We start from the raw sequence: 16,671 nt of genomic DNA, 5'->3' as shown, positions 1-16,671 counted from the left end.
AAGCTCGGGCTTCCTAGTTTAAGAACCTGATTTAACTGCTAAAACTGGGCTAAATCGTCCCAAAGGTTGCGTCGTGATGCCAATCAATCGAGTCTGACCAAATTGGTAAAAATGATCCACACAGTACTATAATTATCCTGTGTGAGGTTAATTATGTACATAGATCCGATCGATGACGATGTTATTTCTTATAAATACGCGCCGTTTTATGCTGAGTGCGATCCAAAAAACGTGGTTAATATAGGTTCAGAGGACGCTCATGGAATTTTCACTTCTGGCATGACTGAATGTGTATCCTTTGCCTTTTTCGTCAAGAAAAACAATGAAGTGAAGCGGTTATCTCTGATCCATTTTCCAGGAGGTATCACGAGTTATACTCTAGATTCACCCTTGGGAAAAGAGGTTATCGCTGCGATGGTGGCTAAGGCGCCTGAAGGTGCTGAAATTGAAGCAGTAATTGGATTTAGCAGTTCACACTACCCAAACGGTTTGTTTGATGATGAAGAAATTTTAGAAGTCCTTGATAATCAACTTAATGAGTTAGGCTTCCAACTCACCAGTCTACAACTTTGTGCCGGTAATGGTCGAAATTTAGACGAGTCAGGTTTCAGTTTCGGTATAAATTTTAATGGTAAATATGGCGAATTTATAAATTGCCATGGTCTGGTGGCACGCGGAAATTTAAATTCAAAAGAGGCTTGTGTAGATTATAGTGATACTCCCACAAATCTATCTCAACTGGCTTATTTACTTAATTGGGCCCGTTTACGTGGGGATAGGCAGCGATGGGATGAATTATTAAAGGACGTACAACGTCTGGAAGAAATTCATTTCGACAAAGATTTTTCCCCAGTAAAAGAAATGTCTTTTACTTTGGCAAATGAGGATATTCCCCTCAATAACCCAGCCCAATTGAGCGATATGATGTTAAGAGCGCGTGAAGGAGGAAACAAGGAGTTATGGAAACAAATAAAAACAGCTATAGTGCAAGAGATTGAACAATGCGCGGATAAATATGCATCTTTAGGGAAATATAAATCAATTTTAAAGCTCCATCTCGATGCAAACGCTTTAAATCAATACCAGGGAAGTTTTTTCAGTAGAACTTTTCAGCAAGGAGAGCCAACCCATTGGCGCCAAGTAAAGAAGTATGATACAGGAGCTGAAGCGGCCGCTGGGGCACAAAAGTCTACTTCGCCCGATTCTGAATCTGCTGGTACAGAATCAGCTAATACTCTAAAAAAGGGGTGAGCAGATTTTGCTGCTTGCATGCCTAAAAGCCATATAAACTATTATTTGAAAAATAATTATTAATAATAAGAAAAGTATAAAATTACCACCCGTGGTGATGTAATTCTTAATACTGAAGGATAACTAGATGAACTTATTTGTGATTTATATTGGTGGAAGCCACTCTAATTCTTTAATCGAACTCCATGATCTACGCTTTTTAGTCGCCAATTCCATTGAAGATACCTATGAGGGACTCAGAAAAAGCTGGTGGGGTATACCAAAAACTTTACATATAGATGCTTGGGGCATTTTAAAGTATGCAGATGGATATACGATTCAAGTTTCACAGGAACAATCAGAAGATCATAGTAATAAATTATTTTTCGTAAATTTGGGGGGGTACGATAAAACCCAATTTACAGAATTACATAAAAATATTTTTGTAGTGGCCGGTAATGAGCTTGAAGCGAAACAAAAAGCACTTATTCAAATTTCTGACTGGCAGTCCCCGCATCGTGATTATTTATATGAAGTAGATCATTTACTTAATGTTAATTCATTACTTAAGAATGAAGGATATTATTTACATTTAAACAAGCAAGTCGACTTTCAGCCATTTGAATTTACCTGTTGTTATACTCCAATAGGTAGAAATTAAAACGTAACCTGGTTGCTGGCAACCAGGTTTTTGGGTTAGTTGCTCTTTAAAGCTAGATATCTGATTCCAGACTATAATCGAATAAGTGGTCAATAATTAATCAATCATCCCGTTAATGGACTATACTTCACAATTAGGGATTATAAAATGAACAGGAGGTTATCATGACAAATTATACACGACCTAGAACAGGAACCCATAACGTCCAAAAAGGGACAATGGCTGAAACTCAAAATAATGAGATGCTTACCGCATATTTTCCAGATCGAGATTCTGCAGAGGCAGCGTATCAATCTTATTTAGATAGAGGATACAGCCCAGATGATATTAATATCATTATGTCAGAAGATTCCAAGAAAAAGTATTATGATTCTGACTTAGTCCAAAATGAAGAAACTCATGCTGCGGAAGGACTAGGCGTGGGTGGCGCGATTGGAGCTGGGCTTGGCGCTCTCTTAGGTGGGCTTGCTGCTGTGGGTACTAGTTTGGCGATCCCGGGATTAGGTATCGTAATTGCAGGACCTATTGCTGCTGCTTTGGCCGGAGCGGGAGCCGGAAGTATCTCAGGCGGAATAGTTGGGGCATTAATTGGTTGGGGTATTCCAGAAGAACGCGCAAAAGAATATGAGCGAGGAATACAATCTGGAGGAATCGTGATGAGTGTAAAACGACGTCCGAATAGAGATTACTCTGACTTAGAAAAGGATTGGAACGCACCCATCCATTAATTGATGAAGGCGGATAGGATCCGCCTTTCTCATTCCTATATTATTTGCTTACCAACCGTGCCTCTTTGCTGGGGATAATCTTTTTTCCTTTTTGAAGAAGATGGACTTTTATGAATTCTGCTCCCGTAAATAAAATCTGCGCGGAATAATAAATCCACACGAGAATTAGAATAAGAGCGCCAGCCGCACCAAATCCTTGGGATAAATTGGAGTGAGATAGATAAATACCCAGTAAAAATTTACCTATTGAAAATAAAAGTGCAGTAATGAAAGCGCCCAACCATACATCTTTCCATTGAAGTATCACATCCGGAATAATTTTAAAAATTAAGGCAAATAGGAAGGTAATGCCTAAAATTGAGATAAGAAAATTCATTACATAAGCTATAAAAGCGAATTGTGGTAAATAGGTTAACAAATGCGAACTCACGAAGGAGAGCACCACGGAAATGATTAACGAAACCAAAAGCAGGAAGCCAACACCTAGAACCATAGTAAAGGATAAAAACCGGTTTTTAATGATCCCTAAAATACCACTAGGTTTTGCTGTGACACCCCACACGGCATTTAAGCCCGTTTGCAGTGCGCCAAAAAAACCTGAAGCACCAAATAATAAAATGAGAGCAGAAATAATATTCGAAATAATATGAGTGGAGGGCTTAACTTGGGTAATCATGGTCTCAATTTGCTCTGCAGGATCGTTCCCAAATGTGTTCCCTATTTGTTCGAGTATGTTGTGTTGAATCACTTGGGCATTAAAAACAAGGCCGGCAATGGCAATCGCAATAATTAATAATGGAGTAATGGAAAATATAGTGTAGTAAGATAAACTTGCTGCTAACCCCGCGACGTTATCTGTACTCCAAGAATCCATTAATTTCTTTACAAATATTTTTACATTCATTGTTCATAACCTTTTTTTGATTATTCTAATCATAGAGGAGGCATTTATAGAATAAAGGTTTAATGCGATAAAGCTATTGGGAGATTTAATTATTGACTAGGTAACTTTTTATAACATCAAAATTGAAAATTTTTATTCTATGAGCATTGATGGGGCATTTTTGACCCAGTACCCCCCAATTCACAAGAGGCTGGGTCAAAATAACCTTCATAAGGATGAGTCTGAATGGATTAACTTTCCAAGGCTTTCATAACTTTGCTAACATCTTCATCGATAATTTTATTGATTTCCGAGACTTGATCAGAATAACCAACGGATTCAACGACTAAAGTAGCAACCTCTTCATAAAAAGAGTCTCGTTCGCGATGTTGTTCTTCCAAAAATTTTTTCATATCATCAATTGGAAGTGAGGAAGTTCGTCCATTTTTCATACGAGCTAGCTGCGTGGGTATAGAAACTTTCAAATAAACTACAAATTCAGAGGATAACAATTTTCGACACTCCTCACTCGAAATTACGCATTCTTCCAATAAGACAACAACATTTTCTTTTTCTAAGCTATGAGAAATAATTTCGGCCTGGCAACGATTAAACGCTGCTTCGCCTTGCTCACCAAGAATTTCTCGAGTATGTCGTCCAATATAACGTTCAATACTGGGATTTGCATCCACAATCTGCCATCCTAATTTGTTAGCCAAGGCTTCTGTAAATACAAACTTGCCAGCACCCATATGACCTACTATGAAAATACGCTTTTCCAAAGTAATACCTCTCTTAATGATCAATAATTTCGTGTGGACCCAGGCGACCTAAGGCCACGAAAGGAATTAGGTTCGATGTGGATCAAAATCAATTATAGGATAATAGTAGCTGATATTGGTTTTTAATTATCAACAAAATCAAATCTTATGAATAATTTTACATTTTTTTAGAGCCCTTAGAGGGACAGTTCTATATCAATATCATTGCTTGTAGTGTCATTATTCGTGTCATTGCATGTTTATTAAAGCAAATTTATTTGACCGAATAATTTTATCATGCAAAAATAGTCGATATTTTATGCAAATTGCTCGCGATATGAATAAGTTTTTTTATGTGTTTTGTTTCTTAATAGTTCAAATACAAGCCTACGCTAGTCCTGAAGAAAATACGCAAGCTTACTTTGATTCCATTAAAAGCACTCCTAGGCTATTAAAAAAATTTTTAACTCAGATGCCTAAAGGGGGTGATTTGCATATGCACGTGAGCGGCTCATCATTCCCTGAAAATTTAATTCACTATGCGCAAATGGATGATTTATGTATTGAGAATAAAAATTTGTCGGTTTTTATCAATCCTTCATGCAACACAGAAGATTATTTAGCTAACGCGGTACTCAATAATAAGTTATACAACTCATTGATTGACGCATGGTCGATGCGCCATTTCGATAAAATGGGAAATGAATCAGGTCATGATCATTTTTTTAATGCTTTTGGAAAATTTAGCCTGATTACCAAAATGCATGGAGGAGAAATTTTAGCTGAAATGACTGAGCGTGCGGCAGCCCAAAACGAACTTTATTTAGAAATCATGACGACCCCAGATGGGAACGAGGCCAGTCAACTCGGAAAAAGTATGGGATGGAATCCTAATTTAGAATACCTGCGCAATCAATTATTAAGTGCTAACTTTGACCAAATAGTGACTAATATTTCTCTTAATTTGAACAAAGACGAAGCTAAGAAGAATGCATTACAACAATGCGGTACCCAAAATGAACAAGCAGGTTGTGAGATCACGGTTCGCTATTTGTATCAGGTTCGTAGAGAACAACCACCCGAGATGGTTTTTGCACAATTACTGGCAGGATTTGAATCTGCTTCACACGATCCACGTATAGTAGGCATTAATATGGTTCAGACTGAGGATGGTCCAATATCTATGCGCGATTATCGATTACATATGCAAATGGTGGCTTTTTTACATCAACTCTACCCTAATGTTCATATTACCCTCCATGCGGGTGAACTTAATCCTCAATTAGTCACACCAGACGGATTGACATTTCATATTCATGAAGCCGTAGAGACTGCTTCTGCAGAACGAATTGGACATGGTGTTGACATCCAATACGAATACAATGCCTCTGAATTAATAAATAAAATGGCTCAAAAAGAAGTATTGGTTGAAGTCAATCTAAGTAGTAACGATTATATTTTAGGCATCAAAGGAGACAATCATCCCTTAGCTTTATATTTAAAATATGGTGTACCGGTTGCATTATCAACCGATGATGAAGGAATAAGCCTTGAGCCTTTAACTCGTCAATATGAGCGTGCCGTTGAAGAACAAAAACTGTCTTATCTCACCCTAAAACAATTAGCCCGTAATAGCCTGTATTATTCTTTTTTACCCGGCGATAATCTTTGGGAAAATTCACAATATAAGATTATGAACCCCCTCTGCCCCCCCATGAAATCCGAAACAGAAGAGCCAATCCCAGCGTGTGAGAATTTTCTAAAAATGAATCAAAAAGCTCAACTTCAATGGAAATTAGAAGAACAGTTCGCTAAATTTGAATCACAATATTGACCTCTAATACAATACCGAGAAGAACGGATACGGATTGATACAATACCTGCCTAAGAGGATAGAACTAAGTCTTAATATCTCTATCGCAAGGAAGCAGGGCGGGGTATATCCTCCTCTTCTTCATCTAATAATATTTCTTCGAAGGGAAAATCTTTTTTATTGGCTAATTTTTCATGGATTTTTACAACCAATTCTGGAGATAATAATTTCTCATAATGGATTATAAACTATTCAGTCTCTGCCTTGGTTAATGAATTTCTGTAATCCTTATCTTCCATAATGAATTCTTATAAACAGGGTTGGCATTCCCCAATACCTACTAAGGTGCGTCCTTCTTTAACGTAAAATTGGCTGATGCATTGATTTAAAGTACCCAGCTTACTCGTTGAAATTGTAAAAAATTGCATCTTTAAGTTCAAAATTTGAGTAAATCCCCTTTGAGTTTTTCATATATATGTTAATATCTCCTTCGCAAATCACTTGTATTTTATGGAGAGCATATGTTTTCACGTCTTTTTTCATCACCCTGGTCACCATTGGGTGGTTTATTTTCAGAAACCCGTCCTGAAACCTCAAAGGAAGAAAAAAAACCTAACTTCCAATATGAATTAAATAAGGACGAAAAGAGACAACTAGCACGTTTAGAGAGCAAACCCAAAGTTGTTGCTCTTTACGAGGAGCATGATGGGGCAGCGAATGCTGACTTAGCCATTCAACATTTTGAAAATGATGGCTTAGACGTTATTCGAGTTTCTTCAAATGATGGATTAAACCATCCGGCTTTTACAGACGGATCTATTAATGGTATTTATTTACCTGGTGGTTCAGATATTCCCGTTCATAGCGATGATGATCCACGTAAGCAGTTTGAAGGTCAGCTAACGCAACTTGCACGCACTAAAGATATTCCTCTTATTGGAGTCTGTCGAGGCCAACAAGCTCTTGGTCATCATAATGGTTTGGAGGTGGATGATTTGCCAGACTATGAACAGCATTATTCAGGTGCCGATAATTCGAATTATCCTGATTCGAATAATACAGTTGTGGTTGAACAAGGAAGTCAATTATTTGCTGCATTACAGAATGAATTTAAAGAAAAGAGAGATAATGAGCCCATGGAGTACCCAGTCAAATGCATTCATCATCAACATATACGCGAGAATGCAAATAATCATGATGTGGATATTACAGGCCGCAATAAATTTGATGGTACGGTCGAAAGCGTTGAAATAAAAACTGGAAAGTATTATTCATTTGGGGTACAACATCACCCCGAAGTACTTATAAATTCTTATGAGAATAAAAGAAAAGAACGCCTTCTTGAGTTGGAAAAAGAAGAGAATGAAGATCGCTTAAAATCGCTTTTCTTTGATCCTGAGGTTTCCTTTGATACCGAAATGAAATATTTTCAGAAACGAAGAGAAGCTAAAACAAAATCAGTAGAAGAAAGAGCTGCTAGAGCTGAAATGGGCTTTTTTACCAATCAAGCTAAAAAGCACTTTCTAGAACAAGCGCCTAAACCAAAAGAAAAACAGCCCAGAGACGACTCAGGCTTACTTTATAGTTTCGTGATCTAATTACATTGCTACTACAGACCTCTTATAGCCAAGGAAGGTAAAGAGGTAAGAAACTCTGGATAAAAAACCCCATAATTTATTCGGTTTAATTAAAAAGAATTCACACCTAATACACTAACTCGGTTACTCCTCGTCGACTTTTGTTCAAATTTTTTTCTTTTCAAGAACTTAGCCAAGAACAAGGTTGATTGTTTGGATTCCTGCGTAAAGCAATAAATTCGAAGCCTACAAATATTGCATCAAAATACCTGCCCTAATAATAATTACTTAATAATTTAAGAGTACAATTTGTATATTAGATGGCCATATATGGTTTGTGGTCTAAGTTAGTGAGGTAGTTATTATGTTTCAGAGATTGAGAGAATTTGTTTACGGAAGTCCCGTTCAAAATACTAACGAAGCGAGACCAAAATTTGAATACGCTTTAAATAAAGACGAAAAAGAACAATTGAAGCAGTCGGAAGAAAAGCCTAAAATTGTCGCGCTTTATGATAAAGAAGGTGGGACAGCCTACTGTGACCTTACAATGAATTATTTACAAGCGAAAGGATTTGATGTCATTCCAGTAACACCCCAGGAAGGATTGACTCATCCAGCATTCACCGGTAAGGTCAATGGTATCTATTTGCCCGGAGGTCCTAATGTCCCGGTCCATGATAACAGCGACCCACGTAAGAAGCTGGAAGGTGACCTTACAGAATTGGCCCAGAGTAAGGATATTCCTCTTTTAGGTATATGTCGTGGACAACAAACAGTCGCACATTTTCATCGCTATGAAGTAACGGACATTCCGGAAGATTCCAATCAACATGAACTTCATTACGAGCATTTTGATGCGGTTTATAAAGAAACACAGGATCCTACTTACAATAGTAAGGTAGTGGTTCATGAAGGAAGTCAACTTTATAATGCATTACGTTATAAACTAAACCAAAAAGAGGGTGATATCGAATACAATGTTACCTGCTTGCATCATCAGCATGTTCAAGAGGATCCCCAAAATACCTCACTTCAAGTAACTGGACGAGGTAAATTTGACCGAATGGTGGAAAGTGTTGAGAAAAGGACTGGAAGATTTTATACCATCGGCTTCCAACATCATCCTGAAGCAGTCCTAAGTTCATGTGCGGAAGCAAGGGAACAAAAAATTAGCGAGCTAAACACAAAATACTATGATGAACAAATTGGTGTAAATCACTTTTCGGATCCAGAAGTGGGCTACCATGTGCTACGCCAACATGAGAAAAGATTAAGAGAAGTAACTCGTGCAAAACCTCGAGATCTACAAGCAGCAAAAGGGGAACTGGGCTTTTTTTCATCTCAAGTGAAAAAACACTATCTTACTGACGCTCCAAAAGTAGATACAAAAGCTAAAGACGATGATTATTATGCTTATTTCTGTTCCTAGGATCACTCTCCTGTACCAAGGATGGTCAGCAGAGAGCTTCTTTTAAAACCCTCCTTTTATATTACACCGTTGCATAGAGATTATTGTTAAACTGACAATTATGGTGGAATATAGATTCAACTTCTAATCTATTCTACTTTTTGTAATCGAATGCCATTGGCCTCAATATTAATCAAACCTCGTTTATAAAGTTGGCCTATGGCACTTTTAAAATTTTTTTTACTTTCCGAAAACATCTGTTGAATTTCTGCAGGCGAGCTTTTGTCATGTAATGCTAAAAAACCCTGGGACTGTTCGAGCTTAGATAAAATACGTTGCGCCAAGTCATTGATGCTACTTTGACCTATTTGTCGTAAAGTAATATCAATTTTGCCATCTTCGCGCATCTTTTTGATATACCCTTTTATTTTTTTTCCATATGTTAAAGTTTGAAAAATATCGCCTGTATGAATTAATCCCCAATGGCTGTTGTTAATGATTACTTTTCGGCCTAACGGGGTACTTTCTGCAATAAGCAGGCTCACTTCATCACCTGGGTTAAAGTGAGCTGGAGTTTTATCCAAAAAATAGTCGATTTTTGAGCTTGCAATGATGCGTCCCTGATTATCTTGCTTTAAATAAACCAGATAAAATTTCCCCTTTTCCATAGGGCGGTGTTGCTCGGAGTGGGGCACCAATAAATCTTTCTCTAATCCCCAATCAAGAAAAGCTCCCACAGGATTTACATCGATCACTTTTAAAAAAGCAAAGCTACCTAGAGTGGCAAGAGGACGCATTGTTGTCGCAATAATTTTGTCCTCGGAATCAAAATAGACAAAAACATCAACTACATCACCAACTAACGCGCCTTTAGGGACCGATTTATTGGGTAATAAAATTTCTCCCAACTCCCCACCCTGAAGATATACTCCAAATGGGGCTTCTCGTACCATTTTCAATCGATTAAATTGCCCAACTTTTATCATCATCAACTCGTTTTTTCACCTATGAGTCAAAGCTTAACACAGAATGGAATTATTATTGATTAATCATGCAGGGTTTTATTCGTGTAAATAATTTTCGGGTGTCATATAACTAAAAAATTATCTTTTCCGAACCCTGGATTAATCATTTTTATTGATTTTAAGGACGTAAACATAGGTTGCAAATTGATTCATAAAAGAAAATAATCAGTTCCTTATTACTTATTATTGTCGATTATTATGAAACCAGCAAAAACTTTAACCTCCTTACTGCAAGTGGCTGTTTTATCCTTATTGATAATTAAAGGGGCCATTGCAGGCGATGTTCATGTTATTGGCTCCATAAAACATTCCATACAGCTGCCTACCGAATCTTCGTCCGCGCACCGCGGGTTAAATCAGCCAAAAGTCATCCAATTGCTTAAAGTCGAGCTGTCTCAGGATGCTCAAACGCTACTGGAGGGACGAATTAAAAATATTGTCAAAAATCCTTCTCAGGTCTCACCTTCATTGCAAAATAATGAAACTCCTAAAAGGGTTCAATTGGCTATGAACGAGGTTCCTGTTTTAGACCAGGGACCTCATGGAACATGCATCACATTTGCCATAACGGGTGCTCTTGATGCGGTTATAGGTCATGGAGATTATATTAGCCAACTTTGTCATTTACAGCTCGGAAATTATCTGGAAGATCATGGTTATGCTCTTAGTGGTTGGGATGGAAATTATCCTATCTCGGTAATAAATCAGATTGAACAGTATGGAGTTGTAAATAAAGACAAACAAACAACAATAGGGTGTGGTGGATTGACTGAATATCCTCTTCATTCTAATAAGAAACCGGATTCTTTTATAGAACCCGAAGAATATAGCACAATGAGTGAATTGATCATCGGTAAACAGGTTAACTGGTCCAATATATATTGGAGAATTAGTTCTACCTGGACCTTAAATGAAGTAAAAAAGGCGCTTATCTCCGGTGACCGATCGGTTTTTGCGGTTATGATACCGCGCCTTGATATAGGAGTTGTGGGTGCTGTTGGAAATTATAAAAGCAACAATGACACCTGGTTAATCACCTCAGATGTAATGATTGGCTTGCCAAGCGTACAAGCGGCACATGGGATGATCATTACAGGGTACGATGATGATGCAGTTGCTGTTGATAATTACGGCCAGAAACACAAGGGATTATTAACTTTACGCAATTCCTGGGGGAGTAACCTGGGCAATAAGGGGGAGTTTTATATGTCCTATGATTATTTTAAATTACTGACTTTTGATGTAAGACGGTTTTCCCCAAATTAAAACCAACACTCCCAGGATATCCTGAGTTAGTAGGTTGCTTGCTCACTGGAGTTTTTGGTCAAATAAAAGTCAATATAATTAGATGATTAACATGCAACTCTTGTTGCAGCAACAAGCCACAACCTGTATTTAGGCTTGAAATTTACTTTATGATAGATTCTGTTGCGAAAAGTACCAATTTGGTAGTAATGACCTATAATTTTAATGTCCTTTAAATAATTAGGAGATAGGGAAATGAAGAAGTGTTCAATACTTTTAGGGCTGACACTAATAAGTTCATGTGTTTTTGCAATGGATCAATCAAATATGGGACAGATGAATATGAGTGAAAATCAATGTCCTAAAGGTAAGAAACAAACTGCAGCACTCGAAAAAGAATACTTGCAAATGATGGTTACCCATCATCAACAAGGGATACAAATAATGGAACTGGCAATAAAAAAATCTCAAAATCCAAAAATTGTGGCTATTACAAAGAAAATGCTCGAACGTCAAAATAATGAGGTTACTAAGATGAAAGGATTACTTAGTAAATTACCTGCGACTTCTGAAGCCAATTATCAAATTCCTGGAATGAAGCCTATGGAAATGAAGTCGTTTGATAACCTTTCGGGTAAGGAGTTCGATGATATGTATATCAGTGAAATGAGCGATCATTTTAAAGGAGGAATGCAAATGACGTCGTTCTTACTCAAATGTAGCCATAATCCTCAGATGAGAGAAATTCTGAAATCCATCCATAACAAACAAACTGATCTACAGAAATTAGAACAACTGAAATAGCAAAACAACCTACATTGAAGCCATTCTTGCTGATGAGAATGGCTATAAAATTTTCCAGATCCTAAATCAAGTTTGACAATCAATTTATTATTTCAATACAATGCAACAAATATCATTATTTGGGCAATTTGTTAATATGAGCGGCAAAGGTTTGCATTATTGGCGACAAGCTTGGAAAGATGCAGGATTTCTAGAAGATTATACGAATGCTGATTATTTGTTAAAGCGTTACGCACGACAATCATTTACTTCGTACGGTAAAGAGGTCGCTGATTTTTATTTTGGGGAATCAAGAAGTATTTTTGTGCCCAGTATTAATTCTAAAAGTACTCGTTCAACTCCTGATAGAAAAAGTATGTCCAGTGTGATCCAAGATTTACAGACGATTCTTCATGGGCGGTCAATTTATGAAAAGGGTGATTTGCACAACATACTTATAGTCTTCGGAGAAAACACGAATGAGGATTATACACGCTCTTTCAATATTGTTAAAAAACCTTCTTTTCTCAATTTTATTTTTCTTGAATGGTTCTTTTCATTTTTGCAGAAGTGCTTTGGGAACGATCAACGTCACGAAAAAGAAAGTACCTACGCTCTGCACAATTAAGACTGTTCATTTTTTGGCTTTTGTTTGCTCCTCTAATATAAAACTTGCCTACTTTTGCGGTAGGCAAGCAAATTAAGATAAATGACGATTTGCATATACTTCCATTGCTGCAGTCAAAAACTCAACTAAATCAGGATGATACTTATTAAAGAAGTCACGAAAATCCGGGTGGTCCAAATAAATTTGTCCAAGCCCTATGTAAGATTCTTTTGTTGGGGTCCAACAATTATTCACCCAATCATAATGCTGTTGTATAAGGTCCTGAACCTTTTTTGAGTCTATTTTAAGGCCTTGTCTTATTGCATCAGCAAGTGCACGATTTAATTGCTCCCCGGAAGCTTTAAATGCCTCCCAATCGGGCTTTTTCCAATGAGAAACTTTTTTCCAACTGTCATCAATTTGTTGCTCTGAAAGTACCCCAGATTCAACTAGATATTTTTCATGTTCTTGTTGCTGGATGGGATCAAAACCTTCAAACATTTCTTCAATATTCATTTTATATTGTCCTCTTAAATGGGAAATGGTTTTATCAATCGTCTGTATGAGTGTTTGTGTTCGCTCAACATGAGATTGCAAAGAAGATTTTTGTTGTTGTAATGATTTTATTTTGTCGAAATCATTACAGCTCAAAATTTTCTTAATGTGATTAAGAGGAAACTCAAGTTCACGAAAAAACAGAATTTGCTGGAGTAAAAGTACCTGCTCTTCCTTATAATAACGATATTGATTATCGCCATAAAATGCAGGCTTCAATAAACCAATTTCATCATAAAAGCGTAAAGTTCGGGTGCTGATACCTGAAAGCTTAGCTAATTGTTTAATTGTATACCTCATATCGTATTCCTCTTAAGCCACAAGAGACACAATAAGGGTTAACGTTGCGGCAAGGTCAAGCAGTATCATCTATTTTATAAATTCTTGAATTTTCAGCAAGTAAACGGTTTTCTAGAAACACACGACTCGCGCCAGGCTTTAATTTTATTGTTCATAAATTAATTTGTCTGCTATATTTGCGCTTTTTGTGTGCAAATGTAAAGCTTTTGTCAATTTTATGTTCTAACTAATTCATTTTTAATTCCAATATATGTGTTGTTTAACGAATAAAATCCAAATAAATAAGAGAGTCATATATGAAAGTTATATCTGTTACAGGGATAAACCTTACATTAACTAAATGGATAGTTAGTGAATCCAAATCTCCCTTAGATGAGGAGGATAATCTGTGCGTTTTTGAATGCAGTTCGTCAGAAGAAGCTCAGAAGATGATGGAAAATATTAAATTAGCATTCACGACTGATTATTCTATGGATGTGGATCTAGTAGGGGTACACCCCCCTGCATTTCTCGATTACTATCTAGAAACTCATAGAAATTATGTCATTGCTTCAACGAATTTTTTAGAAAGGTATTTTGACGGGAAAGTTGAAGAAGTACCCAAAGAGAACCAATGTGAAAATAAATCATTCTTTATATACACGTCAAATATGGGTGATGATGATAACTCACATATCCGTATGATTATCGTAAATAACAACCAAAACTCACTAACAATTAAACCTATTTTAGCTGAATCAATGACAGAGGATCTCATTGATTTTTCGGAGGAATATTTAGGCGCTACTTCATATACTAAAAGGAATAAGACGAGTGCTCAAGTAAAAGAAGCATATAATTTTAATGGACTCTTTTCACCGAGTGATAATTTTAGTGTACTTTGGCTACCTGCCAAGTCTCATCATGGACGCTCAATGTTTACAGCCTATGGATGTTCAAGTCATAAAATTGCGAAAATGCTGGAAACAAAAATTAAAGAGGATGAAAAAAAGAAACAAAAGGAAACTCCGCTGGTGACTAATAGTGAACATATTACTCTAGTGTGTGAGGGACCTATTTTAATTGCTTCCAGAGACTATTTAGAACAAATTTATGGTACGCCAATACAGGTGTCATTAGTCAATGATTTAACCAAGCAAGGTCTTGCTGATAAACAGTCTAAACAACGAACCCTTGTTGTAGACAAAATGTATCTTGCATGGGATGAAAAAGTAAAATTAAGGAATCAGCCTAATCTTTTAAAGTTACAAGGAAGGACCACTCAAAGGTTTTTCCCACCCCAATTTGCTCCAACGGGAACCCATCTAAAGCCTATATATGTATCTCCATTTAATAGTAAAAACACCGTGGTTCCAATGACTGATCCGCTAACTTATCCTAATATTTGTATAGAGGGTAAGACTATTGTTCCTAAACCTGATGCTCTACCTCTTCCTTTTATGTCTACTCAGCAAAAGTCGGGTACGACTCAGGAGGTCACGAAACTGGCTGCTCCACGTGCTCAATCCATGTTCCATGATTCTAATTCCAATGAGCCTATTAAAACGTTTACTGAAGAAGAGTATTTGAGTTTCTTCAATTAATTAAAGCGTAGCCTGGTGCAGAGCAACCAGGGTTTTCAAGTTCATAGGTGCGTTTGCAAATGCAGAAAAACCTAATCTACTTTTTCACCAGTAGGTTTCCCACTAATTTTTGCTGGAGTTAGATTATTAGTAATACGAAAAACTGCTTTATCTACGCGTCGCTGAAGCATGATCTCAACCATTACGGTTTCGTTGGGATGGATGATTTGGTTCATATCCGCAAGCGAGGAATGAAAATCAAGTACTTTATAATAGGCAAGGGCTTGGGCACTTGACTCTGGGTAAGCCCTAATCCGGAATCCAAGATGACCTTGCATTTGGGGTGTATTAATCCCGGCTTCCATAATATCGTAGTCAAGAAAATAGGTCAGTTTTCCTCGATTATTTAGGTTTCTCTGGCGATCTACGAAGAACCCTTGAGGAAGCGCCTGTTCGCTATATTTTGGTCCAGCAGTTAAAAAAAGATCATAATCGGCAAGGTGATTGCCTCGGTCATCAATAAGTCGAAAAACAATCATAGAGTAGCGATTGGTGATGTACTCACGCTTAAAGATAAGTGTGCTCACCATTTCGATGTGCTCATTATTCTGAGTTTCTTTAGTAAGTTTATCGAGCTCTATTGCTATTGCATTATAGGCAGCGGTATTTTTTACTTGCAGACAACGCAGGACCCATATTGCTGTAGGGTGGGTTGCTGCATTAGCCAGAGTAACACTTCGAATGATTCCCATATTTTTTCCGGAATGCGCAAGCCGAGGCAGAACCCCAAATGCCATTGGTTTTGAGCGTATCATTTTGGAGACAACAAGATTTTCCCCATTATTTCCCTCCTGATGTAATTTCAACAAGCTATAATTCATATTTGTAGCCGCTACGCGTACTATCCCATCAGAGCCAGCTTCTCCCGTGTAGGAGTTTAGTGCATCATAAAGTTGCCGATCAATTTTCTGGCCCGTAAGTACAAAGGAATAGATTCCATGAGCAGTGCATTCATAATCAAGCCAACTTTCATTGAGTTGCCAGCTCATATCGCTTCCGAGCTCAAGCCAGTCAAGGACTTGCTGTCCTGGTTCAACACCTTCAAAAAAACTTTTAATGCGGCCTAAACGGGATTTACCAAGTTGGGCAAGGGCAGATCCGTGGTTGGAGGGGGCGAGCATGATAAGATGGCTTAATGGGCATTTTTCAAGATTATTCTTAAAATACAAATCCATCCATTTCCGAACAATGGGCCCACCAGTTGAATGGGTGATACACGCAAAACGTTCTCCATCGCCAAGCTTATCCGCAATTTCATCACGTAAGGCTTGATCAAATGCACGTGCTATATCGTCAACCGTTATTGAATCGTCAAAACTGATATAACGGCCGAGATAAATATTGCCCACTCGAATATTCAGTGTTTGATTCTTGCTCTGACTTTCAAGCCATTGAGGGAGTTCCCCATAACTATCGGTATTCGTGGCACTCCAACCATGGACGAAAATAACGATCATAACGCTCCTTAACTTA

At 37.4% G+C, this 16,671-nt stretch carries 15 protein-coding genes; 10 read left to right on the top strand and 5 right to left on the bottom strand.

The features are described from left to right. Positions 1-153: 153 nt before the first annotated feature. The 3 genes from HBNCFIEN_RS15090 (at position 154) to HBNCFIEN_RS15080 (ending at position 2,619) form a co-directional block, all read left to right on the top strand. Positions 154-1,251: a hypothetical protein gene (locus tag HBNCFIEN_RS15090; RefSeq protein WP_182391878.1), complete on the top strand. Its 1,098-nt coding sequence runs from the start codon at positions 154-156 to the stop codon at positions 1,249-1,251. Positions 1,252-1,378: 127 nt separating this feature from the next. Further along, complete coding sequence (locus HBNCFIEN_RS15085; protein ID WP_182391877.1) at positions 1,379-1,891, top strand: DUF1543 domain-containing protein; 513 nt, start codon at positions 1,379-1,381, stop codon at positions 1,889-1,891. A 164-nt stretch (positions 1,892-2,055) separates the two neighbouring features. Further along, positions 2,056-2,619 (top strand): hypothetical protein, encoded by a 564-nt coding sequence (locus tag HBNCFIEN_RS15080; protein WP_220470998.1) that lies wholly within the window; start codon positions 2,056-2,058, stop codon positions 2,617-2,619. A 40-nt stretch (positions 2,620-2,659) separates the two neighbouring features. Here the strand turns inward: HBNCFIEN_RS15080 and HBNCFIEN_RS15075 are convergent, their stop codons facing one another. Then, on the bottom strand, positions 2,660-3,523 hold the full coding sequence (locus HBNCFIEN_RS15075; protein ID WP_182391876.1) for a YihY/virulence factor BrkB family protein: 864 nt from the start codon (positions 3,521-3,523) through the stop codon (positions 2,660-2,662). Positions 3,524-3,753: 230 nt separating this feature from the next. Beyond that, a complete protein-coding gene (locus tag HBNCFIEN_RS15070; RefSeq protein ID WP_182391875.1) occupies positions 3,754-4,284 on the bottom strand; it encodes a shikimate kinase in 531 nt (176 codons plus the stop codon). 235 nt (positions 4,285-4,519) lie between these two features. Between HBNCFIEN_RS15070 and HBNCFIEN_RS15065 the strand changes: the two genes are divergently transcribed. The 3 genes from HBNCFIEN_RS15065 to HBNCFIEN_RS15055 all read left to right on the top strand — a co-directional run bounded on the left by HBNCFIEN_RS15065 (position 4,520) and on the right by HBNCFIEN_RS15055 (position 9,082). Then, entirely contained in the window at positions 4,520-6,097 is a 1,578-nt protein-coding gene (locus HBNCFIEN_RS15065; protein WP_255464247.1) for an adenosine deaminase, read from the top strand. A gap of 500 nt (positions 6,098-6,597) precedes the next feature. Next, entirely contained in the window at positions 6,598-7,674 is a 1,077-nt protein-coding gene (locus HBNCFIEN_RS15060) for a gamma-glutamyl-gamma-aminobutyrate hydrolase family protein (RefSeq protein WP_182391874.1), read from the top strand. Between the two features lie 343 nt (positions 7,675-8,017). After that, complete coding sequence (locus HBNCFIEN_RS15055) at positions 8,018-9,082, top strand: gamma-glutamyl-gamma-aminobutyrate hydrolase family protein (protein WP_182391873.1); 1,065 nt, start codon at positions 8,018-8,020, stop codon at positions 9,080-9,082. Positions 9,083-9,210: 128 nt separating this feature from the next. On the opposite strand, the gene HBNCFIEN_RS15050 is transcribed toward HBNCFIEN_RS15055, so the two are convergent. Beyond that, positions 9,211-10,050: a S1 RNA-binding domain-containing protein gene (locus HBNCFIEN_RS15050; protein ID WP_255464246.1), complete on the bottom strand. Its 840-nt coding sequence runs from the start codon at positions 10,048-10,050 to the stop codon at positions 9,211-9,213. A gap of 234 nt (positions 10,051-10,284) precedes the next feature. On the opposite strand from HBNCFIEN_RS15050, the gene HBNCFIEN_RS15045 reads away from it, so the two are divergent. The 3 genes from HBNCFIEN_RS15045 (at position 10,285) to HBNCFIEN_RS15035 (ending at position 12,742) form a co-directional block, all read left to right on the top strand. Beyond that, positions 10,285-11,352, top strand: a complete 1,068-nt coding sequence (locus HBNCFIEN_RS15045) for a C1 family peptidase (RefSeq protein WP_182391872.1) — start codon at positions 10,285-10,287, stop codon at positions 11,350-11,352. A gap of 234 nt (positions 11,353-11,586) precedes the next feature. After that, on the top strand, positions 11,587-12,135 hold the full coding sequence (locus HBNCFIEN_RS15040; protein WP_182391871.1) for a DUF305 domain-containing protein: 549 nt from the start codon (positions 11,587-11,589) through the stop codon (positions 12,133-12,135). A 136-nt stretch (positions 12,136-12,271) separates the two neighbouring features. Next, the gene (locus tag HBNCFIEN_RS15035) at positions 12,272-12,742 is read left to right on the top strand and encodes a hypothetical protein (RefSeq protein ID WP_182391870.1); all 471 of its coding nucleotides are present in this window, start codon (positions 12,272-12,274) and stop codon (positions 12,740-12,742) included. A gap of 72 nt (positions 12,743-12,814) precedes the next feature. On the opposite strand, the gene HBNCFIEN_RS15030 is transcribed toward HBNCFIEN_RS15035, so the two are convergent. Beyond that, positions 12,815-13,576, bottom strand: a complete 762-nt coding sequence (locus HBNCFIEN_RS15030; protein WP_182391869.1) for a MerR family transcriptional regulator — start codon at positions 13,574-13,576, stop codon at positions 12,815-12,817. Between the two features lie 296 nt (positions 13,577-13,872). On the opposite strand from HBNCFIEN_RS15030, the gene HBNCFIEN_RS15025 reads away from it, so the two are divergent. Continuing rightward, positions 13,873-15,159 carry a hypothetical protein gene (locus HBNCFIEN_RS15025; protein ID WP_182391868.1) on the top strand — a complete coding sequence of 429 codons (1,287 nt, stop codon included), beginning with the start codon at positions 13,873-13,875 and terminating at the stop codon, positions 15,157-15,159. 71 nt (positions 15,160-15,230) lie between these two features. On the opposite strand, the gene plaB is transcribed toward HBNCFIEN_RS15025, so the two are convergent. Further along, a complete protein-coding gene (gene plaB / locus HBNCFIEN_RS15020; protein WP_182391867.1) occupies positions 15,231-16,655 on the bottom strand; it encodes a phospholipase PlaB in 1,425 nt (474 codons plus the stop codon). Positions 16,656-16,671: the final 16 nt, after the last annotated feature.

It is taken from the genome of Legionella sp. PC997 (assembly GCF_014109825.1).
In the GTDB taxonomy this organism is placed as follows: domain Bacteria; phylum Pseudomonadota; class Gammaproteobacteria; order Legionellales; family Legionellaceae; genus Legionella.
This window is presented reverse-complemented; position numbering and strand designations above follow the sequence as displayed.